A 23716-nucleotide genomic window follows, 5' to 3' on the forward strand; every position below is an offset into this window, starting at 1 on the left:
AACGGCACACCTACCGAGGAGAGCACCATGACCGAGCCCGAGTCCCGCACGCTGGACGCGCGGGGTGCCACGATCGCGTACGACGTCCGGGCCGCCGCGGGCGCGGGCGACGAGCCCGCCCTGCTGCTGATCGGCTCACCGATGGACGCGAGCGGCTTCGTCACCCTGGCGTCCCACTTCACCGACCGCACCGTGGTCACCTACGACCCGCGCGGCGTGAGCCGCAGCAAGCGGACCGACGGCGCCACCCGGTCGACTCCCGGGGAGCACGCGGACGACGTGCGGCGCATCGTCGAGGTGCTCGGCGGAAGACCGGTGGACGTGTTCGCCAGCAGCGGCGGCGCGGTCAACGCGCTGGCCCTGGTGGCCGGTCACGGACACCTGGTGCGCACCCTCGTGGCGCACGAGCCGCCCGCGGCGCCGGTGCTCGCGGACCACCGGGCGGTCCTGGCGGCCTGCGAGGACATCCACGCGACGTATCTGCGCGAGGGCATGGGGCCCGCCATGGCGAAGTTCATCGCGGTGGCCGGGCGCAGGGGCCCGTTCCCGGACGACACGTCGGGCGAGCCCGCCCCCGACCCCGCGGCCTTCGGCCTCCCCACCGAGGACGACGGCTCCCGGGACGACCCGCTGCTGGGCCAGAACATGCTGAGCTGCACCGGCTTCCGGCCGGACACCGACGCGCTGCGAGCGGCCCCGACACGCGTCGTCCTCGCGGCCGGCAAGGAGTCCGCGGACGAGTTCCCGGCCCGCGCCGCCGCGGCGATCGCCGCCTCGCTGGGCAGCGAGCTCGCCGTCTTCCCCAGCCACCACGGCGGCTTCCTCGGCGGGGAGTTCGGCCAGCACGGCGCGCCCGACGAGTTCGCCCGGGCCCTGCGGGAGGTGCTGCTCGCGGGGGAGTGAGCGGGGGCCTTCGCGGACGGCGCGGCCTCGCGCCGGCCGCCGAACGGTCGTCGCGAGGCGGCGCTCAGCGGGCCGGCAGGGCGGCGAGCACGGCGCTGAGTCCGGGCAGCGGCACGGGGTCGGAGGTCGTCACGGCGTGGCCGCGGTGGGTGATGCGGTAGGTGAACCCGTCCGCGACGGGCGCGGACGTCACCTCCGCCGGCAGGGCCGTGAACCGGGCCGCGTCGAGCGCGTCCCGCAGGCGGTCCAGCTCGGCGGCCTCCATCCGTCCCGACGTGACCTTGCCCTGCTTGCGGTGGCTGAGGTAGGTGCCGTCCTCCCGGACGACCACGACGTCGCGCACGCCCGCGAACCCGCCCGTGACCGAGAGCTCGACGAGCGTGGCGGCGGGGGCCGGGGCCGAGGCCGGGGGAGCGGTGCTCGACGCCGTGGCCCCGGGGGACGGATCCCCGGCGGGACCACCGCCGCGCCCGGCCGTTCCGCAGCCGCCGGCGGCGAGCGCGCCCGCCAGCAGTGCCGCCCGGGTCCAGGACACGCGCGCCCTCATCGGTCCCCCGTCGTCCGTCGTGCGCCGGGGTGCGGTCGCCCCCGGACTCCGCGGCCCCTGCCCGGGCGCCCGCCTCCGGTGAACGTCCGCCGCCCCTGCGGCAGTTGTCCGGGCCAGGATGCCATGCCATCAGGCATGCCGTGGCGACAGACACGGGGCGCGCCCGCGGGGCGGGGACCCCTCCGGGCCCGGTACGTCACCGGCGAACGCGGCGGACCGGGACCCGGTGCCCGGCACGAGGGCCCGGCGGCCGTACAACCCCGCGGGCCGCCCGTGAGTCCGACGGGGCGCGGCACGTCCGCGCCCGGTCCTTCCCCAGGGGGTCTTCTTGCTGTACCGCACCGCTGGTTCCACCCGTCTCGCCGCCTCCGTCGCGGCCGTGCTGGCCCTGACCGCCGGCGCGCGCCTGCTCGGCGTGCCCTCGGCGGCGGCGGTCGGCCCGGCCGCGGGCCCGGTCCGCTCGCTCGTGCCCGGCGCCGTGCTGCGGAGCGCGGGGGAACAGGGCTTCATCCTCCGCCTCCCCGACGGCGCGGACCACGCGACCCTGCGGTGGATCCCGTACGCGGGCGGCGCGCACCGGGACTTCACCACGGTGTCGTTCGAGGGGATGAACGAGACGTCCGGGGACATGGTGGCCCGGACGGAGGAGGGGTACTACGGCCAGGGCTTCGACATGGCGACGGGGGAGTGGTTCCGCACCGAGGACGTGCCCGGCGTGCTCGACCCCGAGTACGCCGGCACCGCCGGGTCGGCCATCGCCCTGCGCGGCGGCGGGAAGCTGTGGCTCGACACCCGGGACGGCGCCCCCCAGGAGATCCGGGGGCTGCCCTCGGGGACCGCGTACCTCGGGGTGCGCCCGGCCACCGCCGCGCTCGGGCTGCTCGACCACAAGTCCGCCGCCGGGGAGCAGCGGGTGGGGCTGATCGACCTGGACACCGCCACCGTCCTGGAGACGTACCCGCGCGTGGCCGCCGTCTCGTCCACCCGGGTCGCCTGGACGGAGCCGGCCACCGGCACCGAGCCGGCCCGCGCGGTGGTCCGCGACCGCGCCACCGGGCAGGACACCTTCGTCCCGGCGGCGGGCGCGGGCGCCCTCGGGCTGCTCGGCGACTGGCTCCTGTACGGCGGTTCGGCCAGGCACCTCGGGAGCGGTGAGACGGTCGCCCTCTTCGACCGGGCCGACAGCGTGCTCACCGCCCCCGACGGCACGGCCGCCGTCGTCCAGGGCAGCCGGGGCCCGGACGCAGGCGTCCACCGGGTCACGATCGGCCCGGACGGCAGGCCCTCGGCGGAGCCCCTGGCGCGGAGCGCCACCAACGGCGCCTTCGTCCACGACGTCGACGCCGACGGATACCCGGACCTCCTCGGCCGGGACGCCACGGGGACGCTGTGGCGGGACAGCGCCGCGGACGGCCGGCCCCGGGCGTCGGCCGGTACGGGCTGGAAGGGCTACGACAGGATCGAGGTCGTGGGCGACGCCGCCGGCGAGGGCTTCACCGCGGACGTCGTCGCACGGGACGCGGCCGGCGTCCTGTGGCTGCACGCGGGCGACGGGCACGGTGGATTCCACGCCCGCGTGCGCGTCGGCGGCGGCTGGCAGACGTACGAGAGGATCGCCGGCGGCAGCGACCTCACCGGTGACGGCCGCGCCGACCTCGTCGCCGTCGACACCGCCGGCGGGCTCTACCTCTACGCCGGCACCGGGACCGCCCAACGCCCCTACGCGCCCCGTACGAAGATCGGCACCGGCTGGGGCATCTACAACTCGCTGACGGCGGTCGGCGACATCGGCGGCGCCGCCGGCGGGGATCTCCTCGCCCGCGACAGGGACGGCAGGCTCTGGCTCTACCTGGGCACGGGCGACGGCGGTTACACCGCCCGCAAGCCCGTCGGAGGCGGCTGGCAGGTGTACGGCCAGGTCACCGGAGCCGGGGACGTGGACCACGACGGCAGGAACGACCTCCTCGCCCACGACCCCGCCACCGGCCGGACCTACCACTACCGCGGCACCGGCGAGTGGCGGAAGCCGTTCGGGGCGAAGACCCTCACGGACGCGCATCAGGGCCGGGCGTACGACCACGTCGCCTGAGCCCAGGCCGTTCCGGAGCCGGGCCGGAGCGCCGTTCGCACCGGGGAGCGGCGGCGTTCACCCGGGTGTCATGGACGACGGCTACCCTGGGCCGCCTCGGTCGAAGGGGGCGGCTGCGTTGGACGACGGTGTGGTCACGTGCCGGTGCGGACACCTGTGGACGGTCCACGAGGAGGGCCGCTGCCACGACGGGAGCGGTTCCTGCGACTGCGACGGCTTCCACCCGGCCCACTGGCGCCGCAACACCACCGACACCTGCCGCGGGTGCGGTCACGACAGGGCGGCGCACACCCGGGTGAGCTGCTCCGCCCCGGTCGGCCGGGAGACCGTGACGGAACGGCACTTCGGCTTCGAGGGCGACACCTGGACCACGGAGAGCAGGATCGACGTCCGCTGCGCCTGCCAGAGCTTCTGGTGAGCCCGGCGTCGGCGCCGTCTCCGGTCACCGCGCTCGCGGCGGCCCGCCCGCATCCGGCCGCGCCGCGGAGGCCGCGGTGACCGGGGCCGGCATCGTCGGCGCGGCCGGGGTCGCCGTGATCGTCGCGGGCCTGGTGTACCTGGTGGCCGTCGTGCGCGGTGGCCCGGTGTTTCCCGACAACACGCCGCCGACGTGCGCGGAGTGCGGGCACCGGTCGTCCGAGCACCGCACGGGCACGGGGCGGTGCCTGGTGGAGACCGGGGGCGGCCGGGAGCGTTACGACGGCGGCGGCAACTGGGTCGGCTGGTGGAATCCGACGCACTGCGCCTGCTCCGGTTTCCGCGGGCGGGGCGAGCGGCGATGACTAGGGCATGCCCTGGCCGCCCGGGTGCTCCGTCTCCCGGCCGCCGAAGCAGCAGTCCCCGCACACCGATCCGGCGGGTGCGCGGTAGTAGAGGCAGCAACTGCGGCGCCGGAAGGCGAGATCGGGTCCGGTGAACCGCCCGGTCCCCGCCAGGCGCCCCGTCCGCAGCAGCCTGGTCACGAGGCCGGTGAGCGGCTCGCGCACCTCGGGGCGGGCGCCGAGGAGCACCTGGGCGGACCCGGCCAGCGCGGACGCGGCGTTTCCGTCGAGGAGGCGCGGGGCGACCTTGACGCCCAGGCCCGCGCGCAGGGCGCCCAGGAGGCCCATCACCTGGTCGCCGAGGGTCCCGGCCGGATCGGGCAGGCGGTCGGCGTGCCAGCCGCCGGGGCGCGGCAGGCGCAGACGCGGTCCCTCGTCGGCCCGTTGGAGCCCCTCCAGGTCGAGGACGATGCCGTGCAGGACCGCGCAGGCGATCGCGGGAGACCAGAGCCGGGCGGCGTGGCCGAGCTGGGCGACGGACGCGTCGATGCGTGCCTCGGGGGTGCGGTGGCGGCGCGCGACGGCCGCCAGGAGGTCGGTGAAGCCCCGTGCGTAGGACTCGCCCACCGGATGCCAGCCGCGGTCCGTACCGCCGGTCTCCAGTTCGAAGAACCCGCCGAGGGAGGCGACATCGCGCAGCGCGGCGGTCACGTCCGCGGTGCCGGCACGGGCTGTGGGAGTCATGCGCACCATTGTCGGGCGGCGCGTCCCGCCTCCTCGGGGCGGGTCCCCCGCACCGCCGCGCAGCCACCATTCGTGTGGTTCTCCCGCCGCGGCTCCGCCGCTGCCCGGCAGTTCGCGCCGGGCGTGCTGAGCTGAGGGCGTATACGCCATCGGCCTGGTGCCGGAAGGGAACAGGGAATGCTCAAAGGCTTCAAGAACTTCCTCATGCGCGGGGACATCATCACCATCGCCGTGGGGCTGGTCATCGCGCTGGCCTTCTCGACGCTGATCAAGGCGTTCACGGACTTCGTGATCAACCCCGTCGTCGCCCGCCTCCAGGGCGGCCAGTCCGTGGGCCTCGGATGGCAGTTGGGCGAGGAGGGCAACGACGCGACCTATCTCGACCTGGGCCAGTTCATCTCGGCCCTCATCTACTTCATCATCTTCATGGCCGTCATCTACTTCTGCGTCGTGGTGCCCTACAAGCACTACCAGTCCCGCCACGGTGTGGCCGTGTTCCAGGAGCCGGGCCCCGTCAAGACCTGCCCCGCCTGCCTCTCCGAGGACCTGCCCGCGGCGGCGAGCAGGTGCCTCCACTGCACCTCCGAGCAGCCCCCCACGGTCGGCGCGGGCTCCGCACGGGTGTAGGAACGCCGGGGCGGGGGCCAACCCGCCGCCCCCGCGGCGGTGGGCTAAGGGGCGCACCCGGGGTCGTCGACCACGACCGCGTTGGCCGGGATCACGATGACGTCGCCCGCCCCGCCCTCCGGGTCGCTGAGGACCGCCTGGGTCGTCGCGTAGCCGCGCCGGCCCGGGCCGACGCACTTCGAGGCCACGTTGCCGAAGCCGTCGGGGAAGTTGTAGACCTCCGCGGGCGTGCCGTCGCCGACCTTGCCCCACACGGGGGCGTCGCTCTTGCCGCGCTCCTCGTAGTACTCCGGGCCGCACCCGGACAGCAGGACGCCCGCCAGCACCGCGGCCCACACGGGCGTGGTGCGGCGGGCGCCGGCGAACCGGCTCATCACGTGCACGTCCGGTCCGGGACGATCTCGACGTTGGACGGGCCCGTGGCGTTGGTCGTGACGTACGCCCGGTACCCGTGGCCCACGCACTTGGTGGCGAGGTTGCCGAACCCGTCGGGCATGTTGAAGACCTGCGCCGGTGTGTCGTCCCCGCGCCCGCCCCGCACGGAGGCGTCCCCCTTGCCCCGCTCGTCGTTGTAGGCGTCCGAACACCCTGTGGCCGTGCCGGCCACGATCATCACGAGGAACACCGCAGCGACCCCCGCACGTCGTCCACGCATGGTCAACACCCCCTGAAGACAGCGCTGTTGCCTGCAGGGACATCCGCGCCCGGCCGTCCGGTTCCCGGGGCCCGGCGGCTTCTTCCGGAACCCCGCCGACCGGGCCGGCACGGGGCCGGGGCGTGCCCGGTGGCGTGTCCGGGGGCGTGCCGGGTGGTGTGTCCGGTGGTCCCGGCGGTGTGTCCGGAGCTGTGTCCGGCCCCGCCACGTCTGACGACCGGCTTGCGGGGGCACACGAGCCGCAGCACACGAAGGGGGGACCATGGGAACGGCCGTACACGTACCCCAGACACGGGACATGGTGGGCGACGAGCTCTCCGGCGACGAGGCGCTCACCGCTCTGCGCCGCTACGGCGGGTGGCGGCTCCTGCTCGACGCCTTCGCCCGCTTCCGGTACGCGGACGGGTTCAGCTCCGCCCGCTCCCTCGGGTTCCAGGTGGTGCTCGGCATCGTGCCGTTCGTCATCGCGCTGGTCGGCGTCGCCACCACCCTGCACACCGAGGCCGTCGGCCGGGTGGTGGACCAGGTGCTCTCCCGCATCGTGCCGGGAGCCAGCGCCCCGCTCGTCGAGCAGGCCCTCGCCGACACCCGCCGCAGCGCGGGCGCGGACATCGCCGGGGCGGTGGCGATGTGGACGGGCCTCGCCTTCGCCGTCCTCAACCTGGCCTCCGCGATGGCCCAGATCGAACGCGGCTGCAACCGCATCTACGGCATCGAGCGCGACCGCGCCTTCCCGCTGAAGTACGGCCGCGGCGTGCTGCTCGCCCTGTGCGCGGGCCTCCCGCTCGGCGGCGGATTCCTCGCCGTCGTCGCCGGCGAGGAGGTGGGGGAGCCCGTCGTCACCGCCCTCGGACTGCCGCCGGCACTGCTCGGCTGGTGGGGCGCGCTGCACGTGCCGATCGGCGTCGCGCTGGCGTGCGTCGCCTCGACCGTGATCTTCCGCTGGGCGCCGCGCCGGCGCCAGCCCGGTTACACCTGGCTCGCGTTCGGCTCCGGCATCCATCTGGTGCTGTGGGTGTGCGCGACCTGGCTGCTCGCGCTCTATGTCGGCCGCAGCGGGTCGTTCGGCGCGGTCTACGGACCGCTGACCGCCTTCGTCGCCCTGCTGCTGTGGGCCAATGTGACCGGTGTCGCGCTGTTCCTCGGCATCGCGTTCGCCGCGCAGCTCGAGGCGGCCCGGGCGGGCCAGGAGAAGCCGGTCCGGCCGGACCCCGGGAGCTGACCCGCCCGGCCCCCGGGAGCCGACCGCCAGGACCCGGTTGCCGTGCGGCCCGGGCCCCGGGAGCCGACCGCCAGGACCCGGTTGCGGTGCGGCCCGGGCCCCGGGAGCTGACCGCCAGGACCCGGCGGCCGTGGGGCCCGGCCCCCGGGAGCCGACCCGCCCGGCCGACCCGCCCGGCCGACCCGCCCGGCCGACCCGCCGGGCGGGCGTCAGCCGCGGGGCGTCGCGGCCAGGCCGGCGTGCCCTGCCGCCGCTTCCAGCAGGCGGGGGACACCCGCTTCGAGCGAGGGCCCGAAGACCGTGTCGTCCGGGCGCTCGCCCCGCAGCCAGCGGGTGCGGATGGCCTCGCAGAAGATCGCCGCCTTCCACAGCGCGAGGGTCTGGTACCAGGGGAGCGGGGTGAGATCGAGACCCGTGCGGGAGCAGTAGCGCTCGGCCAGCTCGCGCCGGGTGAGGTGGCCGGGCTCCCGTGTGACGGGGGTGAGTTCGAGCGGGGTGGCCACGGCGCCGGCCTCGGACCAGGTGGCGGTGAGATAGCCGAGGTCCGCCAGCGGATCGCCGAGCGTCGCCATCTCCCAGTCGAGGATCGCGAGGATCCTCGCCGGCGCCCGCGGGGCGAACATCAGGTTGCCCATGCGGTAGTCGCCGTGCACCACCGAAGCCGCCTGGCTCGGCGGCAGGTTGCCGGCGAGCCAGTCCGCGATCCGCTCCACCGCGGGCAGGGCGCGCGTGGTGTTGACCTCCCACAGGCCGCGGAACCGGTCGACCTGGCGCCGGAGATACCCGCCGGGGGAGCCCAGGGAGGCGAGTTCGCCCTGGGTCACGTCGATGCCGTGCAGGGCGACGAGGGCGTCGACGACCGCCTCGCCGGTGGCACGGCGCCGCGCGGCGGGGGCGAGGTGGGCCGGGACGGTGTCGGTGACGACCGTCCCGTCGAGGCGGCGCATGAGGTAGAAGGGCACGCCCAGGACCGACGCGTCCTCGCAGACCGCGACGATCTCCGGCACCGGTATGCCGTGCCCGCCGAGGATCCTCTGGATGCGGGCCTCGCGCACCATGTCGTGCGTCGACCTCGGCAGCGGCGGGCGCGGCCCCCGTCGCAGGACGACGGACTCGCCGCCGCGGCGGACGAGATACGTGATGTTGGAGTGCCCGTCGCCGATGCGCCGCCAGGAGAGCGGGCCCCGTCCGATCCCGTGGGCGTCGAGGAAGTCGGTGACCGCGTCGACGACCAGGAGCGGAGGGGCGGTGAGACGACGGGCCTCCTGCCGGCTCGCGACGACCTCCGCACCGTCGGGAACGCTCTCCATCACGCGTCCCCGCCCCGTCCCGCGACCGCTTCGCCCAAGGCCGGTTCACCGGCGCGGACGGCGGCGTTCCGGGCCGCCGAGGCCCGGCGGGCGATCGCCCACCGGTGGGTCTCGTTGGGGCCGTCGTAGATGCGGAACGGGCGGACCTCGTTCAGGAACTGCGCCAGCGGGAGCCCGTCGGAGACCCCGTCCCCGCCGCAGATCTGGACGGCGCGGTCGATCACCCGGAAGATCGCCTCCGAGCAGTGCACCTTCGCGACGGAGGACATCGCCGAGCCCGCCTTCGGGTCGCCGTGCAGCAGTGCCGCGGTCTTGGTGATGACGGCGTCGGACGTCTCGATGTCGATCACGGACTCCGCGATCAGGTGCTGCGCCAGGCCGAGCGAGTCGATCGGCCCGCCGAACAGCTCCCGCCGCGCGGCCCGGTCCAGTGCGATGTCGAGGGAGCGGCGTGCCAGCCCCAGCCACCGCATGCAGTGGGTCAGCCGTGCCGGGCCCAGCCGGACCTGCGCGTAGCGGAAGCCGAGCCCCACCTCGCCGAGTACCGCGTCGTCGGGGACGAAGCAGTCCTCGATGTGCAGGTGCGGGTGACCGCCGTCGATGGAGCGGTCGACGGTGTGGATCGCCCCGCCGACCCGGATGCCGGGGTTCGCCATGTCGACGAGGAACATGGTGGCCCCTTCGGGCGAGCCGTCCACGGCCGGGGTCCGCGCCATCACGATGCAGAACGCGGCGCCCACGGCGCCGCTGGTGAACCGCTTGTGACCGTTGATCACCCAGCCGCCGGCGGTGCGTCCGGCCGTGGTCCGCAGCGCCGCCGGGTCGGATCCGGCTCCCGGGTGGGGCTCGGTCATGCCGAAGCACGACCGGACCTCCCCCGCGGCCAGCGGCACGAGGAAGCGCTGCTTCTGGTCCTCCGTCGCCACCAGGTTGAGCAGGTGCATGTTGCCCTCGTCGGGGGCCATGCAGTTGAGGGCGCTCGGGCCGATCGGCGAGTATCCGGCCTCCTGGAGGATCGGCGACCAGTGCACGAGGGGCAGGCCCTGCCCGCCGTACTCCTTCGGCACGTGCGGAGCGAAGACGCCGGCTTCCTTCGCCGCCGCCTGGAGCCGGTCACGGGTCGCCCGGTCGAGCCGGCCGCCCGGCGGGGGCTCCGCGCCGATCACCTGCTCGCGGACGAACCGGCGTGTACGCGCCCGCAGTTCCTCCACCTCGTCGGGGAGATGGGTGAAGGCCTCGGGGGCCGGCGCGCCCCGCCCGGGCTCCTCGTTCGCCGTCATGTGCCGTCCTTCCCGTCCGCGGTGCTTCCCGCCCGCACTGACCCGGACATCCGGATACCGATCGGCCGCTCGTTTACCGAGCGATCGCTCGGTAAAGTGAAGGGTGGTGCCGAGGGCATGTCAAGAGGCCCGTCATCGGGCGTGCCGGACCGGCGCTGCATACTGTGCCGACACGGCGAAGATCCGGGGGAGAGGTGCACGGTGGCGAGCAGTCAGGCCGAAACGGGCTGGAGGTCGTACCCCGACGGCACCCTGCCGCCGATCCTCGGGACCGCGCTGGCCTGCTTCGTCGAGCACGGCTACCACGGCACCTCGATCCGCGCGGTGGCCGCACGCGCCGGGCTCTCGGTGCCGGGGCTCTACTACCACTACCCCTCGAAGCAGGCCCTGCTCGTCGCGATCGTCTCCCATGCCATGGACGACCTGTGGCAGCGCAGCCTCGCCGCCCTGGAGGAGGCCGGCGACGACGCCGCGCGACGGCTTGACCTGCTGGTGGAATGCCTCGTGCTGTTCCACGCGCACCGCAGGGACCTCGCCTTCATCGCCTCCAGCGAGATCCGCAGCCTCACCGGACAGGCGCGCACCACCTACATCGGCGCCCGCGACCGTCAGCAGCGCCTGATGGACGGCGTGATCGAGGACGGTGTCGCGCGGAAGGTCTTCACCACGGCGTACCCGCGTGACGTCTCCCGGGCCGTCGTCACCATGTGCACCGGCGTCGCCCAGTGGTACAGCGCCGACGGCCCGCACAGCCCGCGGCAACTCGCCGAGCGGTACCGCGCCATGACCCGCGGGACGGTCGGCGCACCGGCCGTCTGACGGGCCCGGCACCATGCCCGCCCCGCGCCGGGACCCCGCCCGGGGCGTCGCCCGGCCTCCGCGCGGGAGGCGTCGTCGAACGGGCCCGGAGCGCCGGGTGAGCGCCGGGCGCCGCTCCACGGGTCGGATCAGCCGGAGTCAGCCGGGGAAGGAGAAGTACAGCGCGTCGCCGTAGAAGGACGCGAAGTGCCGCTGCCAGTCGGACCGGACCGAGGCCAGCCACGCGTCGTTCCGGCCGGCGATCGCCGCCTCGGCCTCGGCGACGGCGGCGGGGATCTCCGAGGACGCCAGACGCCGCACGCTCTCCGCCGGGTCGTCGTCCGTCATCGAGACGATCTCCCCGGTCTCCAGGACGAAGTACTTCGCCTGCTGCTTCGCGAGGTGGGCCGTGGTCCCGGCGACGCACGCGGCGAACTCGGCGTCGTCCTCCAGGCCCCGGCCGACCGCGCGCAGGAGGTCGCCGAGCAGGGCCGCCCCTCCGGCGTACTCCGCGGCGATGCCGATCGGAGGGTTCCAGATCATGGACGGGACGATCGTCGTGCCGCGCCCCACCAGGAGCTTGTGCGCGAGCGGGATGTCCCAGTTGTGCTCGGATATGCAGCGGACCGGCTTGGGGATCTCCGCGTCGTTCGGCATCGAGTCGGCGGAGTAGAGGTACGAACGGTTTGCCATGGCGGCGACGCTAACACCGGGGACCGACAACACCGGTGCCGGCAGGCGCCGGTGCGGGCGCCGGGGCGGTGCCGCTCCCGGTGCCGGGGTGCGCCCTTTGCCGTTTTCCCGGGGAACCATAGGATCAACAGGTCATCGCCGCGACGGGAGACAGGAAGCCGGTGCGAATCCGGCACGGTCCCGCCACTGTGACCGGGGAGCCGACCCCTCCATGAGCCACTGCGCGCAGCGCGGGAAGGCCGGGGAACGCCGATCCGGAAGTCAGGACACTGGCCTGTCGCGGGCCCGATCCGAGGAGCGCGGACTCCGCAGGAGGCTTTACGTGTACGACGGCATGCCCCGTCCCTTCGCCCTGCCCGACACCGGGCCCGGCCGCCGTGCCGTGCGCACGGCCGGAGCCGTCGCCGCACTGGCGGCGGTCCTTCTCACCGGCTGCGGCGCGCCCGGCGCCCCGCGGCAGGACAAGCCCGCGGCGGCCGCGGCGGACGGCTTCCCTCTCACCGTGGAGAACTGCGGTGTCCGCACGACCTACGAGGCGCCGCCCTCCCGGGTGGTGACCATCCACCAGCACCCGGCCGAACTGCTGCTCTCCCTCGGTCTGAAGGACCGGATGATCGGGACCGCCTTCCCCGACTCCGCCGTCCTCCCCGGACTGAGCGAGGACTTCGCGGCCGTCCCCGAACTGTCGGCGAAGGAACCGTCGTTCGAGAAGATCCTCGACGCCGAGCCCGACTTCGTCTACGGCGGCTACGCCAGCGCCTTCGCCGAGAACGACGGGCGGTCCCGCGAGGCGTTCGCCGACGCCGGCATCGACACCTACCTCAACCGCGAGTACTGCGGGAAGAAGAAGGTCTCGATGCAGGACGTCTACGACGAGATCGACACCATCGGCGGCCTGTTCGGCGTGCGGGACCGGGCCGACGCACTCGTCGCCGACCTCCGGGGCCGGGTGCGGACCGCCACCGCCGAGGTCGACGGCGAGCGCGAGACGCCCGTCTTCGTCTACGACAGCGGGGACAAGAGCGCCTTCACGGCCGGCGGCCGGAGCCTCGGCACCGAGATCATCCGGCTCGCCGGCGGGCGCAACGTGTTCGCCGACCTCGACGACGTCTTCGGCGACGTCTCCTGGGAGCAGGTCGTCGCCCGCAGGCCCGAGGTCATCGCGATCTACGACTACGCCGGCGCCGGAAGCGTCGAGCAGAAGAAGGAGTTCCTGCTGGCGGAGCCCGCCCTGGCGGACGTGCCGGCCGTGCGGAACAAGCGCTTCGTGGTGCTGCCGCTGACCGCCACCCTGGTCGGCGTACGCGCACCCCGCGCCGTCGAGGACCTGGCGCGCGACCTGCACCCGCAGCGGTTCCGGTGACCGTGCCCGCCGGGAAGACCGCGGCCCCGCGGCTCGCCGGGACCGAGGGGCCGGGCGACACGTCCCGGCGGGTCGCCTTCGGTCCCGCCGTGCTGCTCCTCGCCGCCCTGCTCGTCGTCTCGATGACCGCCGGCATGGCCATCGGCTCCGTGCGGGTGCCGGCCGGCCAGGTGTGGGGCATCGTCGGCCACGCCCTGGGCCTGGAATGGTCGGAGGTCACCTGGTCGCGGGCCCGCGAGACCATCGTGCTCGACGTCCGCGCGCCCCGGGTGGTGCTCGGCGCGGTGACCGGGGCGGGGCTCGCCCTGATCGGCACCGCGCTCCAGGCGCTGGTGCGCAACCCGCTCGCCGAGCCCTACCTGCTCGGCGTCTCCTCGGGCGCCTCGCTCGGCGCGGTCGCGGTGATCGTCTTCGGGGTGCAGGTCTTCGGGCATCTCTCGCTCTCGGCCGCCGCGTTCGCGGGCGCCCTGCTGACCCTGTTCCTCGTCTACACGACGGCCCGCAGCGGGGGCAGGATCACCTCGGGCCGGCTCGTGCTGTCGGGCGTCGCCTACGCCCTGGTGCTCACCGCGGTGATGAACCTGCTGCTGCTGACGAGCGACCGGGGCAACGAGGCCCGTGCGGTGCTCGCCTGGACCATGGGCGGACTCGGCGGTGTGCGGTGGGGGACGCTGTGGCTGCCGGCCGGCGCAATGCTGCTCGGCCTCGGCGTCCTGCTCCTCCAGGCACGCCCGCTGAACCTGCTGATGGCGGGCGAGGAGGCCGCGACGACGATGGGCCTCGACGTGGCCCGCTTCCGGGCCCGTCTGTTCGTCCTGCTGTCGCTGCTCACCGGTGTGCTGGTCGCGGCCGCGGGGCCGATCGGCTTCGTCGGGCTGATGACACCGCACGTCGTGCGGCTGTTCGTCGGCGGCGACCACCGGCGGGTGCTCCCCGCGGCGGCACTCGGCGGCGCCGTCTTCCTGCTCTGGGCGGACATCGCCGCCCGCACCGTGGCCGCGCCGGCGGAACTGCCCGTCGGCGTGCTCACGGCGCTCACCGGCGGACCGTTCTTCCTGTGGCTGATGCGCCGCGACGCCCGCCGGACCACGGGCGGAGGTCCCGCGTGAAGGGGAGCCGGCTCGTCGTCGAGGGCGTCACCCTCACCGCCGGGGCACGGCGGCTGGCCGAGGACGTCTCGCTGACCGCGGAGCGGGGCGAGGTCGTGGGACTGATCGGCCCCAACGGCAGCGGCAAGTCCAGCCTGCTCAGGTGCGTCTACCGGATCCTGCGCCCCGACTCCGGGACGGTGCGCGTGGACGGTGCCGACGCCTGGACGCTGCCCGTGCGGCAGGTGGCGCGGACCCTGGCCGCCGTGGTGCAGGACGCCGCGACGGACGTCGACCTGGCCGTGCGCGAGGTGGTGGCGATGGGACGCGCGCCCCACAAGCGCCTCCTCGACGGCGACACCGCCGACGACCGCCGCCTGATCGCGTCGTCCCTCGCCGCGGTGGACGCGCTCCACCTGGCGGACCGGCCCTACGACCGCCTCTCCGGCGGCGAACGCCAGCGTGTCCTCGTGGCGCGGGCGCTCACCCAGCAGCCCGCGCTCCTCGTGCTGGACGAGCCCACCAACCACCTGGACATCCGCCACCAGCTCGACATCCTGGGCGTCCTGCGCCGACTGCCCGCGACCGTGCTGGTGGCCCTGCACGACCTCAACCTGGCGGCCGGCTTCTGCGACCGCCTGTACGTGCTGTGCGACGGCCGGGTCGTCGCCTCGGGCCCGCCCGCCGACGTCCTCACCCCCGCGCTGCTCCAGGAGGTCTACGGGGTGGACGCGGAGGTCGCCGTCCACCCCCGCACCGGGACCCCGCAGGTCACCTTCCTGCCCGGCGGCGGCCCCCGGCCGCCTGCCGCGCCGCACCCGGCGACGGGCTGACCCGCCGTCGGGCACGGGCACGGGCGACGGGGCCGAGGTCTCCCACCGCGCGTGTCCGGCGGGCGGCCTGCCTCCCGTCGCGTCCGGCGGCCGGTCCGTCTCCCGTCACGTCGGGGGGCCGGTCCGTCTCAGCCCAGGTCGGGCAGACGGTCCGCCTCCAGGGCTTCGATGGCGTGCGAGGCGTTGAACGGCAGGATCGTGACCGCGACGTGCGGCAGTCGCTCCAGGGTCTTCGCCATCTTCTCGCCGGTGCCCCGGTGGAGGAGCTTGCCGAGGGCGGTGGCGTACATCCGCCGGGGCACGAGGACCGTCAGGGAGGTGTCGCCGTCCTGCGTGGTCCGCACGGCCAGTTCGCGCATCGCGTGCCGCAGCCGGCGGTCGGGGCAGGCCACCAGTTCCAGGTCGACCGAGGTCGCGTTCGTCGACGCCCAGCGGGCGGACAGGCGGCGGGCGTGTGCCTCGTCGATGGCGAAGTGCACCGCACGCACGTTGTCGGGCCGCAGCTCATGGGCGTAGCGCAGGGCCTTGAGGGTGGCGAGGTCGAGCGTCTCGACGAGGACGAACACCTGGTGGCGGCGTGTGCGCGGCCGGTCCGCGCCCGTGGGCAGCCGCTCCAGGGCGGCGGCCTCGCGCCGGTACTCGCGGTTGATCCGGATGAGCACCCAGACCCCGAGCGGGAAGACCACCACGACCAGCCACGCGCCTTCGGTGAATTTCGTGACGGCGAAGATCAGCACGACGGAGGCGGACACGATCGCCGCGAGCGCGTTGACCGCGATCTTCACCCGGCGCAACCGCTCGCGCCCGCGCAGATGGTGGGCGGTGAGACCGGCCCCGGCCATGGTGAACGCGGTGAACACACCGATCGCGTAGAGGGCCACCAGCTTGTCCACACTGGCGCCCGTGACGAGCAGCAGCGCCAGGGAGAGGGCGGAGAGCGTGACGATCCCGTTGGAGAAGGCCAGCCGGTGCCCGCGCCGGGTGAGCATGCGCGGCAGGAACCGGTCCTGCGCGACGAAACTGGCCAGGAACGGGAAGCCGGTGAACGGGGTGTTGGCACCGGTGTAGAGCACCAGCGCGGTCGCGAGCTGCACGAAGACCAGCCCGATCGTCCCGGCCGTACCGTCGCCGAAGGCGAGCCGTGCCTCCTGCGCGATGACCGTCGGGGTGCCGTCGGTGTACGGCACGGCGTGGGTGACGTGCGCGAGGGTGGAGACGCCCAGCACCAGCGCGGCGAGCACACAGCTCATGGTGACGAGGGTGCGCCGGGCGTTGCGGCCCTGCGGCTCGCGGAAGGCGGAGATGCCGTTCGAGATCGCTTCGAGCCCGGTGAGGGACGAGCCGCCGTTGGCGAAGGAGCGCAGCACGATGAAGAGCGAGGCGCCGTACAGCCAGCCGTCGCCGGGCGTGCCCAGCGGCACCACACCCGGGGCGTTCAGATCGGCGTGCGGCAGCCCGCCCGTCAGGGCGCGCACCGCCGCGACGAGGAACACCAGGCCCATCGCGGCGATGAACAGATAGGCCGGCAGCGCGAACATCCGGCCCGCCTCGCGGACCCCGCGCAGATTCCCGTAGCCGAGCAGCACGATCATCGCCACGGAGACCGGCAACTGGAGATGGTCGAGCCCCGTCCAGCCGTCGCCGACCAGGTGCGCGAGTGAGATCAGCGCGTTCGTGCCGGCCGACACCTGCACGGCGACGGTGACGATGTAGTCGACCAGCAGGGCCACGGCGGCGACCTGCGCGACGTCCGGCCCGAAGTTCTCCCGGGCCACCACGTAGGAGCCACCGGCCCGGGTGTAGATCGTGACGACGTCGCTGTAGCAGAGCGTCAGAAGCAGCAGCACCAGCAGGATCGCGCCGGTCACCGGCATCACCAGGGTGAAGGCGGCCGCTCCGACGACGGGCACCAGCGTACGGAGCATCTGCTCCGAGCCGTAGGCCGACGAACTGATGCAGTCGGACGCGAGCACGCCGAGCGCCGTCCGGTTGCCCAGCTTCTCCTCGCCGGCACGTTCGGTGGTGAGCGGCTTGCCGAGGAGCCGCCGCTTGACGCGGTACATCGGCCGATCAAGGGTCATGCGTCCATCACAGCGGTCGGCCGGGCCGGGACCGCGCAGGCACCACCGGCGGCCACCCGCACAGCCCGGCCGGACCGGGCGTTCGCGGCCGGGGTCCGCCGCGCCCGCCCACCGCCGCGCCACCGGGAGCCCCGGCCGCCTCCGAGCGGTGGGGCGGCCGCCACTAGGGTGGTGGCATGCCGCCACGGATGAGCCTGCGCGCGATCACCCTCGACTGCTCCGACGTGCCGGCTCTGGCGGCCTTCTACCAGCAGGCCACGGGCCTCGACCCGCACCCGGAGTCGCACGCGGAATTCGCCGGCCTCACCGACGGGAACGGTCTGCTCCTCGGCTTCCAGCGCGTGGACGGCTACCGCGCCCCCCGCTGGCCCGACCAGGGCGTGCCCCAGCAGATCCATCTCGACTTCGCGGTCGACGACTTGGACGAGGCGGAGGCCCGCCTGCTGGAACTGGGCGCGGGCAAGCCGGATCACCAGCCGGACGAGAACCGGTGGCGGGTGCTGACCGATCCCGCCGGGCATCCCTTCTGCCTGGTGAGAGGCTGACCGCGCCGTGCGCGAAAGGGCTGTGCGCAGCACGAAGGGGAGGGGGACGAAGGCATGGACGTGGTTCTGACCGAGGCGGATCTGACGCTGCGACCGTGGACGGCACGGGACGCCGACGCCCTGCTGTCCCTGGCCGGTGACAGGGAACTGCGCCGCTGGACGTCGCACCGAGTGGACGACCTGGAGGACGCGGCGCGCTGGATCGCCGCGCAGGAGACGGGGTGGCGGACACGGGAGCGGCTCAGCTTCGCGATGGTCGCCCGCGGGCGGATCGCGGGCCACATCGTGCTCAAGCAGCCCTCGGGGCCGCGCGGCGTGGCGGAGATCGGCTACTGGACCGGCGCGCCCGCCCGCGGCCAGGGGGTCGCCTCTCGGGCGCTTGCGATGCTGACGCTGTGGGCCTTCGATCCCGCCCGGGGGGAGGGCCCCACCCGGCTGGAGCTGGTGCACAACGCGGGCAATCCCGCCTCCTGCCGGGTAGCGGAGAAGGCGGGCTACGCCCTTCAGGCCGTGCTCCCGCCCCGCCCGCCACACCCCCTCGAAGGCCATCTGCACGCCCGGGACCGCGGGGCCGCCCCCGCGCGTGGCGTACCCCGCGCGCCCGGAGCGGGCGCGGCCTGAACTCACAGGGCGCGCTGAGCGCCCCACAGCGGCAGCCGCTCGAAGAACTCGACGGCGTCGTCCCGCCACCGGCCCCGCCAGGAGGCCGCCACCGCGCTCGCGCTCTCCGCGCCACGGCGGATCTCCGCGCGCAGGTGCTCGTCGACGCCGTGGCGCCGGGCGATGTCCTGCACCCGGGCGACGGTCTCCGGCGGGCAGCCGGGGGCGTCGAGAGCCTCCTGGACCAGCTCCCGCTCCCCACCGCTCGCCGCCGCCAGCACGGCGCACACCGCGTAGCTTCGCCGGCCGGACCGCAGATCCGATCCGGCAGGCTTGCCGATCAGCGCGGCGTCCCCGAACAGGTCCAGGTAGTCGTCGCGCATCTGTCCGCTCACCCCCACGAGCCGCGCGTACCGGGCCAGTTCCTCCCCGTGGGCGTCCGGGTCCCCGCCGGCCGCGAGGAGACCGAGCCGCAGCGGGGCGAGCAGTGAGTACCGGGCGGTCTTGTAATCCGACACCGTGTCCAGCGCCTCACGGCCGGGGACCGGGCCGAAGTCGCGCTCCAGATCGAGGAACTGCCCGATCACCGTGTCCGCCGCGGCCGACGCGTGCACGGCTGCCATCGCCTGCCGCAGCGGCGCGGGCACCGGCGCGTCGAGCAGCACCCGTACCGACAGGAACGCCGCCAGGTCACCGGCCAGCACCGCAAGCCCCAGCGCCGTCTGCGGGCGCTCCGGGAACCGCTCCTGGTAGGCGTAGTACACCGACGGCGCCCCCCGGCGCACGGGGGAGTCGTCGATGATGTCGTCGTGGATCAGCCCGTGGGTCTGGAGCAGTTCGATGCTGATCGCGGCCGCGTCCGCACCGGCCACCGCCTCGTCGGTCACCAGCCGCGCCGCCTCGTGCACCAGCGCGACCCGCAGCCGTTTCCCGCCGCGCAGCGACATGTCCCGCACCAGGTCCAGAGCCTCGGGCACGAACGAACTCCGCGGCAGCGCCTGCCCGCCCACCGCGGTGAAGTACTCCGCGAACAACGCGTCGAAGCGCTCCCGGTGCCCGGCGAGCCGCTCGCGGACACCGGCCGAGGTCTGCACAGTCACTGCTCTCCCAGGTTCCCGACACCACTGCCCCCGACGCCCGCCCGGCGGACACGCCCCGGTGCCCGCCATCCTACGGACCGCGCCCGCCCGGCCCGCCCGGGGCGTCGCCGCCCGGCTCCGGGCCGGCGCCGCCGGTGGCGCCCGGGAGGAGCGAACGCCGTACGGGCCGGGTCTCCCCCCGTCTCCGAGACCCGGCCCGTGTCCCCCGTGGCAACGCCTGCGTCTCCTCTCTCAGGAGATCGCGAGGACCCGCAGGCGGTGGTGGTCCGGTGTCAGCAGACGGCCGTCCGGTCGTAGGTACCCAGGATGCCCTCGTAGGTGTACGTGCGGTGGGAACCCGCCGACAGCGTGTAGCAGGGGCTGTCGGGGGCGGAGTTCACGACGACCTGCACCCGCATGGTGCGGCCGCAGCCGTTGGACAGGGAGACGAAGAAGCCGTCGACCTGGCCCTCGACGTAGCGCCCGATGCACGCGGGCGCGGTGCCGCCCGCCGTCGGCTGCGCCGTGGCGGCCTGAGCGGCGCCCGCCGGAACGATCAGCAGGCCGCCGGCGACGGCGGCGCCCGACGCGGCCGCGGCCGCCTTGCGCAGGAACGGTGATGCCATGTCGCGTTCTCCCTCGTGAGCGATGGTGGTCCCGGGAACGGTGGTCCCGGGAATGGTGGTCCCGGGAACAGAGTGGATGTCCGGCCGGCGGGCGGGCGACGTGATTTGGCCTAGCCCGAACAACGGCATTCGGGACAGGCTCGGGGCATGCCGTTACGCATCCACTTCACCGCCGAGGACCTCGCCCGCACCCGACTGGCGGACGGTCTGCGTCCCATGCTGGAGTTGGACATCGCGGTGCGGCTCCTCCAGGAGGGAAGCCATCCGACCCGGTTCGGGCCGTGGCGCCGGGAATCGTTCCGGCGCCTGTCGCCCGGAGCGAGGGGCCTGTTCGACCTGATCCCGCCGACAGGCTGGACGGTGGGCTTCCTCGACCATGCGACGGCGGACACCATGGACGAGGCGCTGGAACGCGTCCGGTCCACCTCCGCCGCGGATCTCCGCGGGGACATGGAGACCTGGGCGGCGCGGGCGGGGCGGCGGCCCGTCCCGGCATGGACAAGGTCACTCGGCAGCGACAAGCGGCTGCTGGCGGAACTGGCGGACACGACGGCCCACACCTACCGGCAGATCATCGCCCCCTACCGGCGGCAACTCGACACCCTCTGCGGCGCGGACCAGGCGATGCGCAGACGTCAGCTCACCCACCACGGGCTGCATCACCTGTTCTCCCGGCTCAATCCCCGCTGCATCCGGTGGAGACCACCCGTGCTGGAACTCACCATGGCGTCAGGAACGGACGGCGACATCCATCTCTCCGGCCGCGGCCTGCTGCTGATCCCGTCGGTCTTCGGGGCCGTGTACCCGGCGGTGGACGACACCGGGGACCAGCCATGGCTGACGTACCCGGTCGGGCCCGGTGAGACCGGCGACTTCCTGCTGCCCACGGACACCGCGCGGGCCCTCGGCACGGCCCCGGACTCGCTGACCGCACTCCTCGGCCACACCCGTGCCATCGTGCTGTGGACCATCGCGCACCGGCCGAGCCGCACCACCACCGAACTCGCCCGCCTCGCCGGCATCTCCTCGGCGAGCGCGAGCCAGCATGCCACCGTCCTGCGCACCGCCGGTCTGGTCACCACCCTCCGCCACCACAACACCGCCCTCCACTCCCTCAGCCCGCTGGGTGCCGGCCTGCTCGGCACCGCGTCCTGACCCCGGAGCGCCGGGGGCTTCGGCTCTCCGCAGCCCTCGCCGGGGCTACGTCCACACGACGGCCACGACCGCCGCCGCCGCGGTGAACGTCGCCACCGCGAAGAAGGCCCACGGCCGCCGGTCGCGCATGCCGGCGAGTGCGGTCGCCGCCACCAGGACGTCCAGGGCCAGCTTCACCCCCGTCTTCGGGCCGTCCACCGGAAGGTCCAGGGATATCCGGGTCCAGACGAGCCCGGTGCCGGTGACGAGCTGGACGACCGCGCTGGTCACCATGTAGCCGCCCGTCACCGGGTCCTTGGCTCTCAACTGGTAGAAGACGCCGCCCAGGAGGGCGGCGAACCCGAAGAGGTGGAAGACGAGGAACACGTACCGGAGGGTCTCCATACCAGTGATCTCTCTCGTGGGTCGGAACGAGTCGGCGATGAGGTGTCACAACCGCGTGCGGGCACCGCGGTGCCAGGGGGTTCAGCGCAGGGTGAGCGGGGTCTCGGAGGCGATGCGGGACAGCTTCTCGGGGTTGCGGACGGCGTACAGGCCGGTGATGCGGCCGGCCTCCACATGGGCCGCGAGGATGCCGTCCAGCACGCCGTCCAGGTGGATCGCCAGCGCCGGGCCGCCGTTGACCATGGTGGGGACGAGGGTGATCGGGACCGTGTTCCTGCCGAGGCCGCCGGTCAGCAGGCGGGCCACCTTGCCGGCGCCGACGACCGGCCGCAGCGCGGCGTGCTTCACACCGCCGCCGTCGCCCATGTAGACGACGTCGGGTGCGAGCACGTCGAGCAGCCCTTGCAGGTCCCCGCCCTCCAGCGCCCGCACGAACGACTCCACCGCCGCCCGCGTCTGGCGCTGCGAGATCACCGCGCGCGGACGCCGGGCGTCCACGTGGCGGCGGGCGCGGTGGGCGATCTGGCGGACGGCGGACGGGGACTTGCCGACCGCCGCCGCGATCTCGTCGTAGTCGACGTCGAAGACCTCGCGCAGCACGAAGACGGCCCGCTCGGTCGGTGACAAGGTCTCCAGCACCAGCATCACGGCCATCGACACGCTCTCGGCGAGCTCCACGTCCTCGGCCACGTCCGGTGTGGTCAGCAGGGGTTCCGGCAGCCACGGGCCCACATAGGACTCCTTGCGCCGGGACATGGTGCGCAGCCGGTTGAGCGCCTGCCGGGTCGTGATCCGGACCAGGTACGCGCGCCGGTCGCGCACCTGGCCGAGGTCGACCTCGACCCATCGCAGCCAGGTCTCCTGGAGGACGTCCTCGGCATCGGCGGCCGAGCCGAGCATCTCGTAGGCGACGGTGAAGAGCAGGTTGCGCAGGGCGACGAAGGTCTCGGTCGCCCCGTCGGCGGTGTGTTCCTCAGTCATGACGTGATCATCTCCCCCTCGGCCGCCGCGGACGAGGGGATTCGCGCGGCGGCCGGTGCGCTCAGGGCCTCCAGCGCCCTGCGGCGCCCCGCGCCGCCCTTCACGCGGTGCAGCCGGTACCCGCCGGGCGCGTGCGCCTCGTCGGCCAGATGCTTCACGATGCCCTTGCACACGGCTTCCTTCATCGTCGCGCCGAGGCGGCCGTCGATGTGGAACGGGACCGCGACATCGGACCTGTTGCCGAACTGGAAGATGCCGGTGGCCCGGCCCAGACTGACGCACTGCGCGCCGAACGACTGGCTGAGTGGCTCCGGTTGTTCCCCGGCGAGCCGGCTGAGCACCGTGTCGGCGGCCCGCGCCCCCAGCGGCATCGCCGTCTGGCAGCTCATCCGCAGCGGCAGGCCGGACGGTGCCGCCGAGTCCCCGGCGGCGACGACACGGTCGTCGTCCACGCTCGTCAGCGTCTCGTCCGTGAGCAGGCGGCCCAGTGCGTCGGTGCGCAGCCCGCTGCGCGAGGCCAGGTCCGGCACACCGAATCCCGCGGTCCAGACGGTCACCGCGCTGGGCAGCTCCCGGCCGTCGGCGAGCCGGACCGCGTCACGCGTCACCGCCGTCACCTTCGCGGCGGCGCCCTCCACGACCCGGACCCCGAGCGCCGTCAGCCGCCCGGCCACCGACCGCCGTCCCCGCCGGTGCAGGTACGGACCGAGCACCCCACCGCAGGCCAGGGTCACCTCGCGGCCCCGCTCCGCCAGTTCGGCGGCGGTCTCGATACCCGTGGGGCCGCCTCCGACGACGGTCACCGGGGCCGACGCGGGGGTGGCGGCGAGCACCGGCAGCAGCCGCTGCGCCTCCTCCAGTCCGGCGACCGGGTAGGCGAACGCGGCTGCCCCGGGAACCCGGGGGTCGGCGCTGTCGCTGCCGACCGCGTAGACCAGGTAGTCGTAGCCGACCGCACCCCCGCTCGCCAGCTCCACGCGGCGACCGGCCGCGTCGATCCGGGCCGCGCTGTCGACCACCAGTCGTACCCGCTCCGCGAGCACTTCTCCGTAGGCGACGACGGCGGTGCCGGTCCCGCCGACCATCTGGTGCAGGCGGACGCGGTGGACGAAATCGCGGCGCGGGTTGACCAGCGTGACGGTCAGGCCGGCGTGCCGCGTCAGGCGATTGGCCGCCATGACGCCGGCGTACCCGCCGCCCACCACGACCACATCGGTGTTCTCGACCATGATGACGTCTCCCTCGTCTTGAACGGTTCGCGCTCAAGACACCACCTGGGCGGCCCCTGTGACACCGTGTGATCCGGATCACCAGGCATCCGTGGCCGGGGCCGCCGCCCGGTCCGGTGAGGG

At 74.3% G+C, this 23716-nt stretch carries 26 protein-coding genes and 1 riboswitch; of the genes, 13 read left to right on the forward strand and 13 right to left on the reverse strand.

Annotated elements, in window-relative coordinates:
* Positions 1–27: 27 nt before the first annotated feature.
* Positions 28–903 (forward strand): alpha/beta fold hydrolase, encoded by an 876-nt coding sequence (locus JE024_RS33135; RefSeq protein ID WP_205377578.1) that lies wholly within the window; start codon positions 28–30, stop codon positions 901–903.
* Positions 904–967: 64 nt separating this feature from the next.
* On the opposite strand, the gene JE024_RS33140 is transcribed toward JE024_RS33135, so the two are convergent.
* Positions 968–1438 (reverse strand): protealysin inhibitor emfourin, encoded by a 471-nt coding sequence (locus tag JE024_RS33140; RefSeq protein WP_205377579.1) that lies wholly within the window; start codon positions 1436–1438, stop codon positions 968–970.
* A gap of 340 nt (positions 1439–1778) precedes the next feature.
* Between JE024_RS33140 and JE024_RS33145 the strand changes: the two genes are divergently transcribed.
* From JE024_RS33145 to JE024_RS33155, 3 genes are all read left to right on the forward strand, one after another.
* Entirely contained in the window at positions 1779–3539 is a 1761-nt protein-coding gene (locus JE024_RS33145) for an FG-GAP repeat domain-containing protein (RefSeq protein WP_205377580.1), read from the forward strand.
* Between the two features lie 118 nt (positions 3540–3657).
* On the forward strand, positions 3658–3957 hold the full coding sequence (locus JE024_RS33150) for a hypothetical protein (protein WP_205377581.1): 300 nt from the start codon (positions 3658–3660) through the stop codon (positions 3955–3957).
* Between the two features lie 76 nt (positions 3958–4033).
* A complete protein-coding gene (locus JE024_RS33155) occupies positions 4034–4321 on the forward strand; it encodes a hypothetical protein (protein WP_205377582.1) in 288 nt (95 codons plus the stop codon).
* On the opposite strand, the gene JE024_RS33160 is transcribed toward JE024_RS33155, so the two are convergent.
* Positions 4322–5044, reverse strand: coding sequence for a (2Fe-2S)-binding protein (locus JE024_RS33160; protein ID WP_372449892.1), 723 nt, complete (start codon positions 5042–5044; stop codon positions 4322–4324).
* 177 nt (positions 5045–5221) lie between these two features.
* On the opposite strand from JE024_RS33160, the gene JE024_RS33165 reads away from it, so the two are divergent.
* Complete coding sequence (locus JE024_RS33165) at positions 5222–5671, forward strand: large conductance mechanosensitive channel protein MscL (protein WP_205377584.1); 450 nt, start codon at positions 5222–5224, stop codon at positions 5669–5671.
* 44 nt (positions 5672–5715) lie between these two features.
* Here the strand turns inward: JE024_RS33165 and JE024_RS33170 are convergent, their stop codons facing one another.
* Positions 5716–6045 carry a hypothetical protein gene (locus tag JE024_RS33170; protein WP_205377585.1) on the reverse strand — a complete coding sequence of 110 codons (330 nt, stop codon included), beginning with the start codon at positions 6043–6045 and terminating at the stop codon, positions 5716–5718.
* On the reverse strand, positions 6045–6326 hold the full coding sequence (locus JE024_RS33175; RefSeq protein WP_205377586.1) for a hypothetical protein: 282 nt from the start codon (positions 6324–6326) through the stop codon (positions 6045–6047). Before JE024_RS33175 ends, JE024_RS33170 begins: the two co-directional genes overlap by 1 nt.
* Positions 6327–6588: 262 nt before the next feature.
* Between JE024_RS33175 and JE024_RS33180 the strand changes: the two genes are divergently transcribed.
* Positions 6589–7548, forward strand: coding sequence for a YihY/virulence factor BrkB family protein (locus JE024_RS33180; RefSeq protein WP_205377587.1), 960 nt, complete (start codon positions 6589–6591; stop codon positions 7546–7548).
* Between the two features lie 209 nt (positions 7549–7757).
* Here JE024_RS33180 and JE024_RS33185 read toward each other — a convergent pair whose 3' ends face one another.
* Together JE024_RS33185 and JE024_RS33190 are read right to left on the reverse strand one after the other, a co-directional pair.
* A complete protein-coding gene (locus tag JE024_RS33185; protein ID WP_244883312.1) occupies positions 7758–8858 on the reverse strand; it encodes a phosphotransferase family protein in 1101 nt (366 codons plus the stop codon).
* Positions 8858–10138 carry an acyl-CoA dehydrogenase family protein gene (locus JE024_RS33190; RefSeq protein WP_205377589.1) on the reverse strand — a complete coding sequence of 427 codons (1281 nt, stop codon included), beginning with the start codon at positions 10136–10138 and terminating at the stop codon, positions 8858–8860. The genes JE024_RS33185 and JE024_RS33190 overlap by 1 nt, the downstream gene beginning before the upstream one ends.
* A gap of 201 nt (positions 10139–10339) precedes the next feature.
* On the opposite strand from JE024_RS33190, the gene JE024_RS33195 reads away from it, so the two are divergent.
* Positions 10340–10957 carry a TetR/AcrR family transcriptional regulator gene (locus JE024_RS33195; protein ID WP_244883314.1) on the forward strand — a complete coding sequence of 206 codons (618 nt, stop codon included), beginning with the start codon at positions 10340–10342 and terminating at the stop codon, positions 10955–10957.
* A gap of 138 nt (positions 10958–11095) precedes the next feature.
* Here the strand turns inward: JE024_RS33195 and JE024_RS33200 are convergent, their stop codons facing one another.
* Positions 11096–11629: a DUF7822 domain-containing protein gene (locus JE024_RS33200; RefSeq protein ID WP_205377591.1), complete on the reverse strand. Its 534-nt coding sequence runs from the start codon at positions 11627–11629 to the stop codon at positions 11096–11098.
* A 114-nt stretch (positions 11630–11743) separates the two neighbouring features.
* Positions 11744–11921, forward strand: a riboswitch (cobalamin riboswitch).
* A 30-nt stretch (positions 11922–11951) separates the two neighbouring features.
* On the opposite strand from JE024_RS33200, the gene JE024_RS33205 reads away from it, so the two are divergent.
* The 3 genes from JE024_RS33205 to JE024_RS33215 are packed head-to-tail and all read left to right on the forward strand — an operon-like array spanning position 11952 to position 14913.
* Positions 11952–12992, forward strand: a complete 1041-nt coding sequence (locus JE024_RS33205; protein WP_372449893.1) for an ABC transporter substrate-binding protein — start codon at positions 11952–11954, stop codon at positions 12990–12992.
* On the forward strand, positions 12989–14101 hold the full coding sequence (locus tag JE024_RS33210; RefSeq protein ID WP_244883315.1) for a FecCD family ABC transporter permease: 1113 nt from the start codon (positions 12989–12991) through the stop codon (positions 14099–14101). The genes JE024_RS33205 and JE024_RS33210 overlap by 4 nt, the downstream gene beginning before the upstream one ends.
* Positions 14098–14913 (forward strand): ABC transporter ATP-binding protein, encoded by an 816-nt coding sequence (locus JE024_RS33215; protein ID WP_205377592.1) that lies wholly within the window; start codon positions 14098–14100, stop codon positions 14911–14913. Before JE024_RS33210 ends, JE024_RS33215 begins: the two co-directional genes overlap by 4 nt.
* A gap of 128 nt (positions 14914–15041) precedes the next feature.
* Here the strand turns inward: JE024_RS33215 and JE024_RS33220 are convergent, their stop codons facing one another.
* Positions 15042–16994, reverse strand: a complete 1953-nt coding sequence (locus tag JE024_RS33220; RefSeq protein ID WP_205377593.1) for an APC family permease — start codon at positions 16992–16994, stop codon at positions 15042–15044.
* Positions 16995–17170: 176 nt separating this feature from the next.
* On the opposite strand from JE024_RS33220, the gene JE024_RS33225 reads away from it, so the two are divergent.
* Together JE024_RS33225 and JE024_RS33230 are read left to right on the forward strand one after the other, a co-directional pair.
* Entirely contained in the window at positions 17171–17539 is a 369-nt protein-coding gene (locus tag JE024_RS33225) for a VOC family protein (protein WP_205377594.1), read from the forward strand.
* A gap of 54 nt (positions 17540–17593) precedes the next feature.
* The gene (locus JE024_RS33230; RefSeq protein WP_205377595.1) at positions 17594–18160 is read left to right on the forward strand and encodes a GNAT family N-acetyltransferase; all 567 of its coding nucleotides are present in this window, start codon (positions 17594–17596) and stop codon (positions 18158–18160) included.
* Positions 18161–18162: 2 nt separating this feature from the next.
* Here JE024_RS33230 and JE024_RS33235 read toward each other — a convergent pair whose 3' ends face one another.
* Entirely contained in the window at positions 18163–19239 is a 1077-nt protein-coding gene (locus JE024_RS33235; RefSeq protein ID WP_244883317.1) for a polyprenyl synthetase family protein, read from the reverse strand.
* Between the two features lie 272 nt (positions 19240–19511).
* On the reverse strand, positions 19512–19844 hold the full coding sequence (locus tag JE024_RS33240; RefSeq protein ID WP_205377597.1) for an alpha-amylase inhibitor: 333 nt from the start codon (positions 19842–19844) through the stop codon (positions 19512–19514).
* 147 nt (positions 19845–19991) lie between these two features.
* On the opposite strand from JE024_RS33240, the gene JE024_RS33245 reads away from it, so the two are divergent.
* Entirely contained in the window at positions 19992–20999 is a 1008-nt protein-coding gene (locus JE024_RS33245) for a winged helix-turn-helix domain-containing protein (protein ID WP_205377598.1), read from the forward strand.
* Positions 21000–21044: 45 nt separating this feature from the next.
* On the opposite strand, the gene JE024_RS33250 is transcribed toward JE024_RS33245, so the two are convergent.
* The 3 genes from JE024_RS33250 to JE024_RS33260 all read right to left on the reverse strand — a co-directional run bounded on the left by JE024_RS33250 (position 21045) and on the right by JE024_RS33260 (position 23593).
* Complete coding sequence (locus JE024_RS33250) at positions 21045–21383, reverse strand: hypothetical protein (protein ID WP_205377599.1); 339 nt, start codon at positions 21381–21383, stop codon at positions 21045–21047.
* Positions 21384–21464: 81 nt separating this feature from the next.
* A complete protein-coding gene (locus tag JE024_RS33255) occupies positions 21465–22364 on the reverse strand; it encodes an RNA polymerase sigma-70 factor (protein ID WP_205377600.1) in 900 nt (299 codons plus the stop codon).
* A complete protein-coding gene (locus tag JE024_RS33260; protein ID WP_205377601.1) occupies positions 22361–23593 on the reverse strand; it encodes an NAD(P)/FAD-dependent oxidoreductase in 1233 nt (410 codons plus the stop codon). Before JE024_RS33260 ends, JE024_RS33255 begins: the two co-directional genes overlap by 4 nt.
* Positions 23594–23716 lie beyond the last annotated feature (123 nt).

The organism is Streptomyces zhihengii, assembly GCF_016919245.1.
GTDB classification, from domain to species: domain Bacteria; phylum Actinomycetota; class Actinomycetes; order Streptomycetales; family Streptomycetaceae; genus Streptomyces; species Streptomyces zhihengii.